This window comes from Salmonella sp. FC25216 (genome assembly GCF_057751355.1).
The window spans coordinates 417,159-432,324 of record NZ_JBDGON010000004.1; the positions used below are offsets into that span (position 1 = coordinate 417,159).

Sequence of the window (15,166 nt, forward strand, 5' to 3'; positions counted from 1 at the left end):
GCAGATGGCTAAACAACCGGGATTAGATTTTCAAAGTGCCAAAGGTGGCTTAGGCGAGCTGAAACGCAGACTGCTGTTTGTTATCGGCGCGCTGATTGTGTTCCGTATTGGCTCTTTTATTCCGATCCCTGGTATTGATGCCGCTGTACTTGCCAAACTGCTTGAGCAACAGCGAGGCACCATCATTGAAATGTTTAACATGTTCTCTGGTGGTGCTCTCAGCCGTGCTTCTATCTTTGCTCTGGGGATCATGCCGTATATTTCGGCATCGATCATTATCCAGCTACTGACGGTGGTTCACCCAACGTTAGCGGAAATTAAGAAAGAAGGGGAGTCTGGTCGTCGTAAGATCAGCCAGTACACCCGCTACGGTACTCTGGTGCTGGCGATATTCCAGTCGATCGGTATTGCTACCGGTCTACCGAATATGCCTGGTATGCAGGGCCTAGTGATGAATCCAGGCGCTGCATTCTATTTCACCGCTGTTGTAAGTCTGGTTACAGGAACTATGTTCCTGATGTGGCTCGGCGAACAGATTACTGAACGTGGTATCGGTAACGGTATCTCAATCATCATCTTCGCTGGTATCGTTGCGGGACTCCCGCCAGCCATTGCCCATACTATCGAGCAAGCGCGTCAAGGCGACCTGCACTTCCTCGTGTTGCTGTTGGTTGCAGTATTAGTATTTGCAGTGACGTTCTTTGTAGTCTTCGTTGAACGTGGTCAACGCCGCATTGTGGTAAACTACGCCAAACGTCAGCAAGGTCGTCGTGTCTATGCTGCACAGAGCACACATTTACCGCTGAAAGTGAATATGGCGGGGGTAATCCCGGCAATCTTCGCTTCCAGTATTATTCTGTTCCCAGCGACCATTGCGTCATGGTTCGGGGGCGGTACTGGTTGGAACTGGCTGACAACAATTTCGCTGTATTTGCAGCCTGGGCAACCGCTTTATGTGTTACTCTATGCGTCTGCAATCATCTTCTTCTGTTTCTTCTACACGGCGTTGGTTTTCAACCCGCGTGAAACAGCAGATAACCTGAAGAAGTCCGGTGCATTTGTACCAGGAATTCGTCCGGGAGAGCAAACGGCGAAGTATATCGATAAAGTAATGACCCGCCTGACCCTGGTTGGTGCACTGTACATTACCTTTATCTGCCTGATCCCGGAGTTCATGCGTGATGCAATGAAAGTGCCGTTCTACTTCGGTGGGACCTCACTGCTTATCGTTGTTGTCGTGATTATGGACTTTATGGCTCAAGTGCAAACTCTGATGATGTCCAGTCAGTATGAGTCTGCATTGAAGAAGGCGAACCTGAAAGGCTACGGCCGTTAATTGGTCGCCTGAGAAGTTACGGAGAGTAAAAATGAAAGTTCGTGCTTCCGTCAAGAAATTATGCCGTAACTGCAAAATCGTTAAGCGTGATGGCGTCATCCGTGTGATTTGCAGTGCCGAGCCGAAGCATAAACAGCGCCAAGGCTGATTTTTTCGCATATTTTTCTTGCAAAGTTGGGTTGAGCTGGCTAGATTAGCCAGCCAATCTTTTGTATGTCTGTACGTTTCCATTTGAGTATCCTGAAAACGGGCTTTTCAGCATGGTACGTACATATTAAATAGTAGGAGTGCATAGTGGCCCGTATAGCAGGCATTAACATTCCTGATCAGAAACACGCCGTGATCGCATTAACTTCGATCTACGGTGTCGGCAAGACCCGTTCTAAAGCCATCCTGGCTGCAGCGGGTATCGCTGAAAATGTTAAGATCAGTGAGCTGTCTGAAGAACAAATCGACACGCTGCGTGACGAAGTTGCCAAATTTGTCGTTGAAGGTGATCTGCGCCGTGAAATCAGCATGAGCATCAAGCGCCTGATGGATCTTGGTTGCTATCGCGGTTTGCGTCATCGTCGTGGTCTCCCGGTTCGCGGTCAGCGTACCAAGACCAACGCTCGTACCCGTAAGGGTCCGCGCAAACCGATCAAGAAATAATCGGGGTGATTGAATAATGGCAAAGGCACCAGTTCGCGCACGTAAACGTGTAAGAAAACAAGTCTCTGACGGCGTGGCTCATATCCATGCTTCTTTCAACAACACCATCGTGACTATTACCGATCGTCAGGGTAATGCGCTGGGTTGGGCAACAGCCGGTGGTTCCGGTTTCCGTGGTTCTCGCAAATCCACTCCGTTTGCAGCTCAGGTTGCAGCAGAGCGTTGCGCTGACGCCGTGAAAGAATACGGCATCAAGAATCTGGAAGTTATGGTTAAAGGTCCGGGTCCAGGCCGCGAATCTACGATTCGTGCACTGAACGCCGCTGGTTTCCGCATCACTAATATTACTGATGTGACTCCGATCCCTCATAACGGTTGTCGTCCGCCGAAAAAACGTCGCGTATAACGCTTCGTTTTCCAGGTTAGTTGGAGAAAGAAAATGGCAAGATATTTGGGTCCTAAGCTCAAGCTGAGCCGTCGTGAGGGCACCGACTTATTCCTTAAGTCTGGCGTTCGCGCGATCGATACCAAGTGTAAAATTGAACAAGCTCCTGGCCAGCACGGTGCGCGTAAGCCGCGTCTGTCTGACTATGGTGTGCAGTTGCGTGAAAAGCAAAAAGTTCGCCGCATTTACGGTGTGCTGGAGCGTCAGTTCCGTAACTACTACAAAGAAGCAGCACGTCTGAAAGGCAACACCGGTGAAAACCTGTTGGCTCTGCTGGAAGGTCGTCTGGACAACGTTGTATACCGTATGGGCTTCGGTGCCACTCGTGCAGAAGCACGTCAGCTGGTTAGCCATAAAGCAATTATGGTAAACGGTCGTGTTGTTAACATCGCTTCTTATCAGGTTAGTCCGAATGACGTTGTTAGCATTCGTGAGAAAGCGAAGAAGCAGTCTCGCGTGAAAGCCGCTCTGGAGCTGGCTGAGCAGCGTGAAAAGCCAACCTGGCTGGAAGTTGATGCTGGCAAGATGGAAGGTACGTACAAGCGTAAGCCTGAGCGTTCTGATCTGTCTGCGGACATTAACGAACACCTGATCGTCGAGCTTTACTCCAAGTAAAGCTTAGTACCAAAGAGAGGACACAATGCAGGGTTCTGTGACAGAGTTTCTAAAACCGCGCCTGGTAGATATCGAGCAAGTGAGTTCGACGCACGCCAAGGTGACCCTTGAGCCTTTAGAGCGTGGCTTCGGCCATACTCTGGGTAACGCACTGCGCCGTATTCTGCTCTCATCGATGCCGGGTTGCGCGGTGACCGAGGTTGAGATTGATGGTGTACTACATGAGTACAGCACCAAAGAAGGCGTTCAGGAAGACATCCTGGAAATCCTGCTCAACCTGAAAGGGCTGGCGGTGAGAGTTCAGGGTAAAGATGAAGTTATTCTTACCTTGAATAAATCTGGCATTGGCCCTGTGACTGCAGCCGATATCACCCATGATGGGGATGTCGAAATCGTCAAGCCGCAGCACGTGATCTGCCACCTGACCGATGAAAACGCGTCTATTAGTATGCGTATCAAAGTTCAGCGCGGTCGTGGTTATGTGCCGGCTTCTACCCGAATTCATTCGGAAGAAGATGAGCGCCCAATCGGCCGTCTGCTGGTCGACGCCTGCTACAGCCCTGTAGAGCGTATTGCCTACAATGTTGAAGCAGCGCGTGTAGAACAGCGTACCGACCTGGACAAGCTGGTCATCGAAATGGAAACCAACGGCACAATCGATCCTGAAGAGGCGATTCGTCGTGCGGCAACCATCCTGGCTGAACAACTGGAAGCTTTCGTTGATTTACGTGATGTACGTCAGCCGGAAGTGAAAGAAGAGAAACCAGAATTCGATCCGATCCTGCTGCGCCCTGTTGACGATCTGGAATTGACTGTCCGCTCTGCTAACTGCCTCAAGGCAGAAGCTATCCACTATATCGGTGATCTGGTACAGCGTACCGAGGTTGAGCTTCTTAAGACGCCTAACCTGGGTAAAAAATCTCTTACCGAGATTAAAGACGTGCTGGCTTCCCGTGGACTGTCTCTGGGTATGCGCCTGGAAAACTGGCCACCGGCAAGCATCGCTGACGAGTAACCGGATCACAGGTTAAGGTTTTACTGAGAAGGATAAGGTCATGCGCCATCGTAAGAGTGGTCGTCAACTGAACCGCAACAGCAGCCATCGCCAGGCTATGTTCCGCAATATGGCAGGTTCACTGGTTCGTCATGAAATCATCAAGACGACCCTGCCTAAAGCGAAAGAGCTGCGTCGCGTAGTTGAGCCGCTGATTACTCTTGCCAAGACTGATAGCGTTGCTAATCGTCGTCTGGCATTCGCCCGTACTCGTGATAACGAGATCGTGGCAAAACTGTTTAACGAGCTGGGCCCGCGTTTCGCGAGCCGCGCCGGTGGTTACACTCGCATTCTGAAGTGTGGCTTCCGTGCAGGCGACAATGCGCCGATGGCATACATCGAGCTGGTTGATCGCTCTGAATCGAAAGCAGAAGCTGCTGCAGAGTAATCTGTAGTAACGTAAAAAAACCCGCTTCGGCGGGTTTTTTTATACCCGCCCGATCCCCACATATCTACAATACTTGTATTCTTTTTGTTCAACCCATGGAGTGTCGTATGTGGTTACTTGACCAGTGGGCAGAGCGTCATATTATCGAGGCACAGCGTAAAGGCGAGTTTGATAATCTGCCTGGCCGCGGCGAACCGCTTATTCTGGATGATGATTCTCATGTGCCGGCGGAACTTCGTGCGGGTTATCGCTTACTCAAGAATGCGGGCTGTCTTCCTCCTGAACTGGAGCAGCGCAGAGATGCTATTCAGTTACTTGATATCCTCAACAGTATCCGGGAAGATGACCCTCGATACCATCAGGTAAGTCGCCAGCTCTCACTGCTTGAACTAAAACTTCGGCAGGCTGGGTTGAGTACCGACTTTTTACATGGTGAGTATGCAGAAAAACTGTTGCATAAAATCAACGATAATTAACGGAGCTTGTATGTATCGCATTGGTGAGCTGGCAAAGCTGGCAGAAGTAACGCCTGATACCATTCGCTACTATGAAAAACAGCAGATGATGGATCATGAGGTACGTACTGAAGGCGGGTTTCGTCTATATACGGAAAACGATCTTCAGCGTCTCAAGTTTATTCGTCATGCGCGGCAGTTGGGTTTCACGCTTGAGTCGATCCGCGAACTTTTATCGATCCGAATTGATCCTGAGCATCATACCTGCCAGGAGTCAAAAAGCATTGTGCAAGATCGATTGCAGGAGGTTGAAGCCAGGATTGCGGAGCTGGAAACGATGCGGCGTTCGTTACAAAGGCTTAATGATGCTTGTTGCGGAACGGCGCATAGTAGCGTCTATTGTTCCATTCTGGAAGCCCTGGAGCAGGGGGCCAGTGGAGTGAAATCAGGATGTTGATTTATTGAACCGGCGGGACTACACTCGCGCCGTTAATTTATACAAACGGGAGATATTATGAGTCGCTATCAACATAAGAAAGGGCAGATAAAGGATAACGCCATCGAGGCATTGTTACACGATCCCCTTTTCAGGCAACGCGTTGAAAAAAATAAGAAAGGTAAGGGAAGCTATTTGCGTAAAGGTAAACACGGTAATCGAGGGAACTGGGAGGCCAGTGGCAAGAAAGTCAGTGACTTTTTTACCACTGGCCTTCTGCTTATTAAGAACGGTTACTTTGTTCTTTCAGCAGATCGCGGATTTCGCCCAATAACACTTCCTCTTTAGAAGGCGCTGGCGGGGCTGTCGGCTCTTCTGCTTTTTTACGGTTGAGTCTGTTGATAAGCTTAATGGCAACAAAAATAGCAAACGCCACAATCACAAAATCAAATACGTTCTGGATAAACACGCCGTAATGCATGACGACCGCCGGGATATCTCCCTGCGCTTCGCGTAGCGTAAAAGCAAATTGTTTAAAGTCGATCCCGCCAATTAATAACCCCAACGGCGGCATAATGATATCGGCAACCAGTGAAGAAACAATCTTCCCGAATGCCGCGCCAATAATGACACCCACTGCCAAATCCACAACATTCCCGCGCATCGCGAATTCGCGAAATTCTTTAATAAAACTCATTTTTATTCTCCCTATGCAGCTGACGTTATAAGTTTAACAAATGCTAAGGCATTTTCCATTTACGGCTTCTGTTTAGCGAAATAAATTAAACCTTGATAAATAAAGGGAATTAAAAAGGGCGCTGAATGAGCGCCCCTTAAATTAGAGGAAGAAAGGGCTTGGCTGGAACAGACGCTCGACGTCGGTAATAAACTTTTTATCGGTCAGAAACATAATGACGTGATCGCCTTGCTCAATACGGAGGTTGTCATTGGCAATCATGACATCATTGCCGCGAACGACCGCGCCGATAATTGTTCCCGGCGGTAATTTAATTTCGTCAATGACGCGGCCCACCACGCGAGATGTGCTTTCATCACCATGCGCCACGGCCTCGATGGCTTCCGCGACGCCGCGGCGTAATGAGGAAACGCCGACGATATCCGCTTTACGCACATGGCTCAGTAATGCAGAGATGGTGGCCTGCTGCGGAGAAATCGCAATATCTATAACGCTACCCTGCACAAGGTCGACATAAGCTCGACGCTGAATCAGCACCATGACTTTTTTGGCACCCATACGCTTAGCCAACATCGCGGACATGATATTGGCTTCGTCATCGTTAGTGACCGCGATGAAGAGATCGACCTGATCAATATGCTCTTCCGCCAGCAATTCCTGATCGGAAGCGTCGCCAAAAAAGACGATCGTGTTTTGCAGCTTCTCAGCCAGTTCTGCGGCTCGCTGTTGATCGCGTTCGATCAATTTAACGCTATAGTCTTTTTCCAGACGTCTTGCCAGGCCGGCGCCGATATTGCCGCCGCCAACCAGCATGATGCGTTTGTAGGGTTTTTCCAGACGCTGTAATTCGCTCATTACTGCACGGATATGCTGTGAAGCCGCAATAAAGAAGACTTCATCCCCTGCTTCCACGATAGTCGAGCCTTGAGGGCGGATTGGTCTGTCATGGCGGAAAATTGCGGCAACGCGGGTATCGATATGCGGCATATGTTCTCGCATCGTCGAGAGCGCGTTACCTATTAGTGGACCGCCATAGTAGGCTTTTACTACTGCCAGACTGACTTTCCCTTCGGCAAAGTTTACAACCTGTAATGCGCCTGGATACTCGATCAGGCGATAAATATTATCGATAACCAACTGCTCCGGCGCGATCAGATGATCAATCGGAACCGCTTCAGAGTGAAAGAGTTTATCCGCATCGCGAACATAGTCCGGGGAGCGAATGCGGGCGATACGGTTTGGGGTGTTGAAGAGTGAATAGGCTACCTGACAGGCAACCATATTGGTTTCATCTGAACTGGTGACAGCGACCAGCATATCCGCATCGTCAGCGCCCGCTTCGCGCAGTACGCGGGGATGCGATCCATGCCCCTGAACCACGCGTAGATCGAACTTATCTTGCAAACTGCGTAACCGTTCGCCGTTGGTATCAACCACCGTGATGTCGTTGTTTTCGCCGACCAGGTTTTCCGCCAGTGTTCCGCCAACTTGCCCTGCGCCCAGTATGATAATTTTCATCAGTCGTGGCCCGTTATCTCATCACTTTTTGATTAGCTTAGCGTAAAAGAACCCGTCACCTTCTTCGGCGCCCGGTAGATTTTGTTGTCCCGGCTGGTCTGGCGTTCCCGTTTCGCTAAGCGCGGCATCGGGAGTGCGTTGCAAAAAGGTTTTGATCTGATTGCTGTTTTCTTCCGGCAGTACGGAGCAGGTGGCGTAAACCAGCGTCCCACCGGGCTTCAGGTGCGGCCAGACGGCATCAAGAATTTCCGCCTGTAATTGCGCCAGTTCCGCGATATCACGATCGCGACGCAGCCATTTGATATCTGGATGACGGCGAATGACGCCGGTTGCGGAACAGGGCGCATCCAGCAGAATACGATCGAACTGCTTCTCGCCGCACCACTGTGACGGATAGCGTCCATCACCCTGCTTAACCGTTGCTTTCATTCCCAGACGCTTCAGGTTGTCATAGACGCGGGAAAGACGCTGCTCATCAATATCGACAGCCATCACCTCGGCTTCGGGAGCGGCTTCAAGAATATGGGTGGTTTTCCCGCCGGGAGCCGCGCACAAGTCTAAAATGTGCTCACCGTTTTGTGGCTGGAGGAAAGCGACGCAGCCCTGAGCGGAGGCGTCCTGAACCGTTACCCAGCCTTCATCGAATCCAGGAAGAGCATGAACCGGCGTGGGGGTTTCCAGACGTATAGCATCGGGATAAGCCGGGTGGGTGAAACCTTTCATACCAGCTTCTTCTAACAACGCCAGCCAGGCGTCACGGGAATGGTGTGTACGGTTTACGCGTAACCACATCGGCGGGCGCTGATTATTGGCCTCGGCAATAGATTCCCACTGGGTCGGATACGCATTTTTCAGGCGCTTCAGTAACCATGCAGGATGTAAAAAGCGCGATTCATTGCTGGCAAATTCAGCCAGTAATGGCTCCTGTTGGCGCTGGAACTGGCGCAGGACGCCATTAATCAGCCCCTTAAGCTGAGGACGTTTAATAGCAACCGCGCCTTCAACGGTTTCAGCCAGCGCCGCATGGGGAGGAACGCGGGTGTACAGCAACTGATAAAAGCCGACCATAATTAAGTAATGCACAGTACGCTGCTTGCCGGTCATTGGACGAGACATCAGCTTATTAATCAGCCATTCCAACTGCGAAAGGGTGCGCAGGACGCCAAAGCACAGCTCCTGAAGTAGCGCTTTGTCTTTATCGGCGACTTTTTGTTGCAGCGGCGGGAGCACATTACTTAATGATTGTCCCTGCTCGACGACCTGTTCAACGGCCTGTGCCGCCAGACTACGTAAATTGTTTTGTTTTTTCATATGTATAAAATAAAAATGCCCGGTAACACCGGGCTTATAAAGACGTGACCGTCAGGCAAGGCGGTTACCAGGAATAAACCATTCCCGGCGTGAATTTAACAGATCCTGGGCGCTCATCGCTTTTTTGCCGGCAGGCTGAAGCGAAAGCAAATTTAATATCCCCTTGCCTGTGGCAACCTGGATGCCCTGTTTCGTCGCTGCCAGAATGGTTCCTGGCAGTGACTGCGTGGCGTCCTCAATGACGGAGGCCTGCCAGACTTTTACCGGCTGGCCGTCGATTTCCAGCCAGCTCATTGGCCACGGATTAAAGGCGCGAATGCAACGCTCCAGTTGTGCTGCGGAGAGAGACCAGTCAATACGCGCTTCTTCTTTACTGAGCTTTTCCGCATGAGTGACCAGCGCTTCATTCTGCGCTTCAGGCGTCGCTGTGCCGTCCGCCAGTTGTTTTAGTGTGGTAATTAATCCCTGCGGGCCAAGTTTAGCCAACTTATTATACAGTGAGCCACTGGTATCTTCTGCGGTAATCGGGCACGCAAGTTTATACAGCATGTCGCCGGTATCCAGCCCTACATCCATCTGCATAATTGTGACGCCGGTTTCCGCATCGCCTGCCCAGAGTGAGCGCTGAATAGGCGCCGCGCCGCGCCAGCGTGGAAGCAGCGAACCGTGAACGTTGATACATCCGAGACGGGGCATATCCAGCACTGCCTTTGGGAGAATCAGACCATATGCTACGACAACCATGACGTCGGCATGTAAGTCAGCAACCAGATGTTGGTTTTCCTGAGGACGAAGCGACACGGGCTGGAAAACGGGCAGGTCTTTTTCTTCCGCCAGCACTTTTACCGGGCTGGGCATCAACTTTTTGCCGCGACCTGCTGGACGATCGGGTTGGGTAAATACGCCGACAACGTTATGTCCAGAAGTTAACAGCGCGTCGAGATGACGCGCTGCAAAGTCAGGTGTACCCGCAAAAATAATACGTAGTGAATCTGACACGTTGGTTCTTGTCCTTTAAGCCCGGGCGTTCAGGCGGTCGAGTTTTTCTACTTTCTGACGAATACGTTGTTGCTTCAGCGGCGACAAATAATCGATAAACAGTTTACCGACCAGGTGATCCATCTCATGCTGAATGCAGATCGCCAACAAACCATCCGCTTCAAGCTCAAACGGGTTGCCGTCGCGATCCAGCGCGCGGATTCTCACTTTCTCGGCGCGCGGCACTAAAGCGCGCTGCTCCGGAATCGACAGGCAGCCTTCTTCGATACCCGTTTCGCCGCTTTTCTCCAGCAATTCCGGATTAATGAGTACCAGGCGCTCATCGCGGTTTTCCGAAACGTCAATCACGATGATCCGCTGGTGGATATCGACCTGCGTTGCTGCCAGACCAATACCTTCTTCCGCGTACATCGTCTCGAACATATCATCGACGATACGCTGAATTTCTGCATTCACTTCTTCAACCGGCTTTGCGACTTTGCGAAGGCGCTCGTCCGGAATATGTAACACTTGCAAAACTGACATAATTATCCAGAGTTGTGTTCAGGAGTTGAAAAGATTATTACCTCTATTCTAGACAAATCCCCACCTGATTGACAGCATCAGTGACCAATCGCAAAGATTGCTCAGACTGCTTGTGGCAGGGGAGGGAAAGGATGACCCGTACCGAAATTTGGTTACGTTTAATGTACGTCGGCGACCTCTATGGCGAGGCGATGTTGAACATGGCGAATTCGCTTATTCGCCAGCCTCAGATAAATAGCGCGCGCCTGCAGGAGGCTGGTCTTAGCGCACGGCAAGCTGAACGTTTTTTACAGCTTCCAGCCGGTGTGCTTGAGGAGACGTTACGCTGGCTTGAACTACCGCAGCACCATTTTCTGTGTGCGGATAGTGAGGTTTATCCTCCCCAACTGCGTGCTATTGACGATTATCCCGGCGCTATTTTTATTGACGGCGATCCCGCCTGCCTTCATACCTGCCAACTTGCCGTCGTAGGGAGCCGGGACCACTCCTGGTATGGAGAACGCTGGGGACGTCTGCTCTGCGAAAGCCTTGCGAAAAGCGGTTTGACGATCACCAGCGGCCTTGCCCGGGGAATTGATGGCGTTGCACACAACGCCGCGGTGAGTATTGGCGGAAAAAGTGTAGCGGTGTTAGGGAATGGCTTAGCAAAGATTTATCCGCGCCGACATGCCATGCTGGCCGAAAGCCTGGTTGCCGCTGGCGGCGCAGTGGTCTCGGAATTTCCGCTTTCAACGCCGCCGCTACCGCAAAATTTTCCTCGCAGAAACCGCATCATCAGCGGGCTGAGTAAAGGCGTACTGGTGGTTGAGGCGGCGTTGCGCAGCGGTTCGTTGGTGACGGCACGCTGCGCGCTTGAACAAGGACGGGACGTTTTTGCATTGCCTGGCCCCATCGGTAGCCCGGGAAGCGAAGGCACGCACTGGTTAATTAAACAGGGGGCTATGCTTGTGACGACGCCGGAGGATATTCTGGAAAATTTGCAATACGGCTTACACTGGTTGCCAACTACGGCGGAAAATTCACTTTATTCACTAAATCAGGATGAGGTGGCATTGCCATTTCCTGAGCTCCTGGCTAACGTAGGAGATGAGGTAACACCTGTTGACGTCGTCGCTGAACGTGCCGGCCAACCTGTGCCAGCGGTAGTGGCTCAGCTACTCGAACTGGAGTTAGCAGGATGGATCGCAGCTGTACCCGGCGGCTATGTCCGATTAAGGAGGGCAAGCCATGTTCGACGTACTAATGTATTTGTTTGAAACATACATCCATAACGAAGCCGAGCTGCGCGTGGATCAGGACAGACTGGAGCGTGATCTCACCGACGCTGGGTTTGATCGCGAAGACATCTACAATGCGCTGCTGTGGCTGGAAAAACTCGCTGACTATCAGGATGGCCTCGCGGAACCCATGCAACTTGCTTCCGACCCTCTTTCAATGCGTATTTATACGGTTGAAGAGTGTGAAAGGCTTGATGCCAGTTGCCGGGGATTCCTGTTATTCCTTGAGCAGATTCAGGTGCTAAACCTCGAAACACGAGAAATGGTGATTGAGCGTGTGCTGGCGCTGGATACCGCAGAGTTCGACCTGGAAGACCTGAAATGGGTTATTTTGATGGTGTTATTCAATATTCCGGGCTGTGAAAATGCCTATCAGCAAATGGAAGAATTACTCTTTGAGGTAAATGAAGGTATGCTGCATTAATAGGTGTTAATGCTGCATGGGTGAATATGGCTAAATCAGCACTGTTTTCTGTGCGTAAAAATGAGCCCTGCCCGCAGTGCGGGGCTGAACTGGTAATTCGTTCCGGGAAACATGGTCCGTTTCTCGGCTGTTCTCGCTATCCGGAATGTGAGTATATTCGTCCGCTGAAGTCGTCTGCTGACGGGCATATTGTCAAAGTTCTGGAGGGTAAGTTTTGCCCCGATTGCGGTGCTTCGTTGGTGTTGCGGCAGGGACGTTTTGGTATGTTTATCGGATGTAGTGAGTATCCGGCCTGTGATCATACCGAGCTCATTGATAAACCTGATGAAACTGCGATCGTTTGTCCGCAATGTCAAAAAGGCCATCTGGTTCAGCGTCGCTCTCGTTATGGCAAAACCTTTCATTCCTGCGATCGTTATCCGGAGTGCCAGTTTGCTATTAACTTCACACCGGTTGCGGGGGAGTGCCCCGAGTGCCATTATCCGCTACTCATCGAAAAGAAAACCGCGCAGGGCGTGAAGCGCTTTTGCGCCAGTAAACAATGTGGAAAGCCGGTTCCGGTGGAACAAACAAGTGAATAATAACCTGCCAACAGGGTCTATCGCCGCGGCGGTAGATCTCCTGAATAAAGAAAATGTCATCGCTTATCCAACAGAAGCCGTTTTCGGCGTCGGCTGCGATCCCGATAGTGAAACAGCCGTTACGCGCCTGCTGGAGTTAAAACAACGGCCCGTCGATAAGGGGCTCATTTTGATTGCCGCCAGCTTTGAGCAGTTAAAACCTTATATTGATGACAGCATACTTACCGCCGCACAGCGTAAAGCGGTATTTGATTGCTGGCCCGGGCCGGTAACGTTTGTTTTTCCTGCGCCCGCGACAACGCCGCGGTGGCTCACGGGACGTTTTGATTCCCTGGCCGTTCGTGTTACCGACCACCCGCTGGTGGTAGCGCTATGCGATGCATATGGCAAACCGCTGGTTTCCACCAGCGCCAATCTGAGCGGATTACCGCCATGCCGTACAGTTGAAGAGGTGCGTGCGCAATTTGGCGATGATTTTCCAATGGTTGAAGGCGCAACGGGCGGACGTTTAAATCCTTCGGAAATTCGCGATGCCCTGACGGGCGAACTGTTTCGACAAGGGTAATATGATAGAAACCTATGCTGTTTTTGGAAATCCGATTGCGCACAGCAAATCGCCATTTATTCATCAGCAATTTGCTCAGCAGCTAAATATTGTTCACCCCTATGGTCGCGTGCTGGCTCCCATTAATGATTTCATTAATACGCTTAATGCTTTTTTTGCTGCAGGCGGGAAAGGCGCGAACGTCACGGTACCTTTTAAAGAGGAGGCGTTTGCGCGATCGGATGAGTTAACGGAACGAGCATCGCTGGCGGGAGCGGTCAATACATTAAAACGGCTGGAGGATGGTCGTTTGCTTGGCGACAATACCGACGGTATCGGTTTATTAAGCGATCTCGAACGCTTAAATTTTATCCGGCCAGGGTTGCGTATTTTGCTGATTGGCGCGGGTGGTGCATCTCGGGGCGTGCTGTTACCTCTGCTTTCTCTGGATTGCGCGGTCACTATCACTAACCGTACAGCTTCACGTGCCGAAGCGTTGGCGCAAATCTTTGCTCATACCGGCAGCGTTCATGCCACGGATATGGATAAGCTGGATGGCTGTGAGTTTGACCTGATTATTAATGCAACTTCCAGCGGCATACAGGGCGAAATCCCGGCGATTCCGGCGTCACTTATTCACCCTTCCCTCTGTTGCTATGACATGTTCTATCAAAAAGGGAATACGCCATTTCTTTCCTGGTGTGTACAACAGGGAGCAAAACAATATGCAGATGGGCTGGGAATGCTGGTGGGGCAGGCAGCACATGCTATTTTACTTTGGCACGGTGTATTACCGGAGGTCGAGCCAGTGATTAAGTTGCTACAGCAGGAATTATCAGCGTGAACCAGGCAATACAATTCCCTGACCGCGAAGAATGGGATACTGCCGCCAGCGCTATCATCTTTCCCGCCCTGGTCAATGGGATGCAACTCATGTGTGCAATAAAAGAAGATGTGCTGGCGTATCGTTTTGGTGGAGAAACGCCGGAGCAGTGGCTGGCAATTTTTCGTGAGTATCGCTGGGACCTGGAAGAAGAGGCTGAAGCATTAATCCTGGCCCAGCAGGAAGACGATCACGGTTGGATTTGGTTATCCTGAGAGAGATATTCGTCTTTCCATTTTACATAGTTATTGGCGGAGTATTGCAGGCCCGATCTCTCAGCATCGCTCAGGGGGCGGATCTGTTTTACCGGACTGCCAAGATATAAATATCCGCTTTCCAGCCGTTTGTGCTGCGGCACCAGGCTTCCCGCGCCAATCATTACGTCATCTTCTATTATCGCGCCATCCAGCACAATGGAGCCCATACCTACCAGCACGCGATTACCGAGGGTACAGCCGTGCAGCATAACTTTATGGCCAACGGTAACATCTTCGCCAACGATTAAGGGGTTGCCTTGTGGGTTGGATGCAGACTTGTGGGTTACGTGAAGGACGCTGCCATCCTGAATGTTTGTACGAGCTCCTATCGCAACGTAATTCACATCGCCGCGAATCACCACAAGCGGCCAGATCCCGACATCATCCGCCAGACGGACATCGCCAATAACTACGCTGCTGGTATCGATCATCACGCGCTGACCGATTTCAGGAAAAAGATCCTTATAAGGACGTAATGTGTCAGACATGTTTACCTCATCATAACTGAATAGTCATGAAGACTTTGGTTGCTTTAACGGCGTTGTGCAAGAGGAGATAGCATCAAAAAATCGCCAGTTTGCGCAGGAATGGAGCGAAAGGGATGAAAAATCAACAAACAGAAAAAAAGATCCAAAAAACGCTTGTGCAAAAAAATGTGATCCCTATAATGCGCCTCCATCGACACGGCGGATGTGAATCACTTCACACAAACAACCGGTCGGTTGAAGAGAAAAATCCTGACATTCAGGGTTGACTCTGAAAGAGGAAAG

21 protein-coding genes and 1 pseudogene are annotated in these 15,166 nt (G+C 50.9%); 16 read left to right on the plus strand and 6 right to left on the minus strand.

From position 1 onward, the window contains the following. Nucleotides 1-4 precede the first annotated feature (4 nt). The 10 genes and pseudogenes from secY to AC3G3F_RS11250 all read left to right on the plus strand — a co-directional run. Entirely contained in the window at nt 5-1,336 is a 1,332-nt protein-coding gene (gene secY / locus AC3G3F_RS11205; RefSeq protein WP_023246887.1) for a preprotein translocase subunit SecY, read from the plus strand. A 31-nt stretch (nt 1,337-1,367) separates the two neighbouring features. Next, the gene (gene rpmJ / locus AC3G3F_RS11210) at nt 1,368-1,484 is read left to right on the plus strand and encodes a 50S ribosomal protein L36 (RefSeq protein WP_000868187.1); all 117 of its coding nucleotides are present in this window, start codon (nt 1,368-1,370) and stop codon (nt 1,482-1,484) included. A 146-nt stretch (nt 1,485-1,630) separates the two neighbouring features. Continuing rightward, nucleotides 1,631-1,987 (plus strand): 30S ribosomal protein S13, encoded by a 357-nt coding sequence (gene rpsM, locus AC3G3F_RS11215; protein ID WP_000090780.1) that lies wholly within the window; start codon nt 1,631-1,633, stop codon nt 1,985-1,987. A 16-nt stretch (nt 1,988-2,003) separates the two neighbouring features. After that, on the plus strand, nt 2,004-2,393 hold the full coding sequence (rpsK, locus tag AC3G3F_RS11220) for a 30S ribosomal protein S11 (protein ID WP_001029758.1): 390 nt from the start codon (nt 2,004-2,006) through the stop codon (nt 2,391-2,393). Nucleotides 2,394-2,426: 33 nt separating this feature from the next. Beyond that, on the plus strand, nt 2,427-3,047 hold the full coding sequence (gene rpsD, locus AC3G3F_RS11225) for a 30S ribosomal protein S4 (protein WP_000135226.1): 621 nt from the start codon (nt 2,427-2,429) through the stop codon (nt 3,045-3,047). A gap of 25 nt (nt 3,048-3,072) precedes the next feature. After that, the gene (locus AC3G3F_RS11230; protein ID WP_001162094.1) at nt 3,073-4,062 is read left to right on the plus strand and encodes a DNA-directed RNA polymerase subunit alpha; all 990 of its coding nucleotides are present in this window, start codon (nt 3,073-3,075) and stop codon (nt 4,060-4,062) included. A gap of 40 nt (nt 4,063-4,102) precedes the next feature. Then, complete coding sequence (gene rplQ, locus AC3G3F_RS11235; protein ID WP_001216372.1) at nt 4,103-4,489, plus strand: 50S ribosomal protein L17; 387 nt, start codon at nt 4,103-4,105, stop codon at nt 4,487-4,489. Nucleotides 4,490-4,596: 107 nt separating this feature from the next. Continuing rightward, entirely contained in the window at nt 4,597-4,965 is a 369-nt protein-coding gene (locus AC3G3F_RS11240) for a DnaJ family domain-containing protein (RefSeq protein WP_000266515.1), read from the plus strand. Between the two features lie 10 nt (nt 4,966-4,975). Then, nucleotides 4,976-5,401 (plus strand): Zn(2+)-responsive transcriptional regulator, encoded by a 426-nt coding sequence (gene zntR, locus AC3G3F_RS11245; RefSeq protein ID WP_023246885.1) that lies wholly within the window; start codon nt 4,976-4,978, stop codon nt 5,399-5,401. A gap of 57 nt (nt 5,402-5,458) precedes the next feature. Continuing rightward, nucleotides 5,459-5,662: pseudogene (locus AC3G3F_RS11250) on the plus strand (alternative ribosome-rescue factor A); the annotation flags it as partial. 1 nt (nt 5,663) lies between these two features. Here AC3G3F_RS11250 and mscL read toward each other — a convergent pair. The 5 genes from mscL to def all read right to left on the minus strand — a co-directional run bounded on the left by mscL (nt 5,664) and on the right by def (nt 10,430). Next, nucleotides 5,664-6,077 carry a large-conductance mechanosensitive channel protein MscL gene (gene mscL, locus AC3G3F_RS11255; RefSeq protein WP_053510233.1) on the minus strand — a complete coding sequence of 138 codons (414 nt, stop codon included), beginning with the start codon at nt 6,075-6,077 and terminating at the stop codon, nt 5,664-5,666. Between the two features lie 141 nt (nt 6,078-6,218). After that, entirely contained in the window at nt 6,219-7,595 is a 1,377-nt protein-coding gene (gene trkA, locus AC3G3F_RS11260) for a Trk system potassium transporter TrkA (RefSeq protein WP_000691374.1), read from the minus strand. A gap of 21 nt (nt 7,596-7,616) precedes the next feature. Beyond that, nucleotides 7,617-8,906: a 16S rRNA (cytosine(967)-C(5))-methyltransferase RsmB gene (gene rsmB, locus AC3G3F_RS11265; RefSeq protein WP_023246883.1), complete on the minus strand. Its 1,290-nt coding sequence runs from the start codon at nt 8,904-8,906 to the stop codon at nt 7,617-7,619. A gap of 51 nt (nt 8,907-8,957) precedes the next feature. Further along, complete coding sequence (gene fmt / locus AC3G3F_RS11270; RefSeq protein WP_023246882.1) at nt 8,958-9,905, minus strand: methionyl-tRNA formyltransferase; 948 nt, start codon at nt 9,903-9,905, stop codon at nt 8,958-8,960. Between the two features lie 15 nt (nt 9,906-9,920). Continuing rightward, complete coding sequence (gene def, locus AC3G3F_RS11275) at nt 9,921-10,430, minus strand: peptide deformylase (protein ID WP_063390860.1); 510 nt, start codon at nt 10,428-10,430, stop codon at nt 9,921-9,923. 131 nt (nt 10,431-10,561) lie between these two features. Here def and dprA point away from each other — a divergent pair, with 131 nt between their 5' ends. From dprA to AC3G3F_RS11305, 6 genes are read left to right on the plus strand one after another with little or no spacing between them, the layout of a single operon-like run. Further along, nucleotides 10,562-11,686, plus strand: coding sequence for a DNA-protecting protein DprA (dprA, locus tag AC3G3F_RS11280; RefSeq protein ID WP_063390859.1), 1,125 nt, complete (start codon nt 10,562-10,564; stop codon nt 11,684-11,686). Then, complete coding sequence (smg, locus tag AC3G3F_RS11285; protein WP_000460663.1) at nt 11,658-12,131, plus strand: DUF494 family protein Smg; 474 nt, start codon at nt 11,658-11,660, stop codon at nt 12,129-12,131. The genes dprA and smg overlap by 29 nt, the downstream gene beginning before the upstream one ends. Before the next feature lie 26 nt (nt 12,132-12,157). Beyond that, nucleotides 12,158-12,712 carry a DNA topoisomerase family protein gene (locus AC3G3F_RS11290; RefSeq protein ID WP_053510242.1) on the plus strand — a complete coding sequence of 185 codons (555 nt, stop codon included), beginning with the start codon at nt 12,158-12,160 and terminating at the stop codon, nt 12,710-12,712. Beyond that, entirely contained in the window at nt 12,705-13,277 is a 573-nt protein-coding gene (gene tsaC / locus AC3G3F_RS11295) for an L-threonylcarbamoyladenylate synthase type 1 TsaC (RefSeq protein ID WP_023246878.1), read from the plus strand. The genes AC3G3F_RS11290 and tsaC overlap by 8 nt, the downstream gene beginning before the upstream one ends. Nucleotides 13,278-13,281: 4 nt before the next feature. Further along, nucleotides 13,282-14,100, plus strand: coding sequence for a shikimate dehydrogenase (gene aroE / locus AC3G3F_RS11300; protein ID WP_024149567.1), 819 nt, complete (start codon nt 13,282-13,284; stop codon nt 14,098-14,100). Next, complete coding sequence (locus AC3G3F_RS11305; protein WP_023246876.1) at nt 14,097-14,354, plus strand: DUF1488 family protein; 258 nt, start codon at nt 14,097-14,099, stop codon at nt 14,352-14,354. The genes aroE and AC3G3F_RS11305 overlap by 4 nt, the downstream gene beginning before the upstream one ends. On the opposite strand, the gene AC3G3F_RS11310 is transcribed toward AC3G3F_RS11305, so the two are convergent. Continuing rightward, nucleotides 14,330-14,884 carry a gamma carbonic anhydrase family protein gene (locus AC3G3F_RS11310; RefSeq protein WP_023246875.1) on the minus strand — a complete coding sequence of 185 codons (555 nt, stop codon included), beginning with the start codon at nt 14,882-14,884 and terminating at the stop codon, nt 14,330-14,332. The genes AC3G3F_RS11305 and AC3G3F_RS11310 overlap by 25 nt on opposite strands. Between the last annotated feature and the right edge of the window lie 282 nt (nt 14,885-15,166).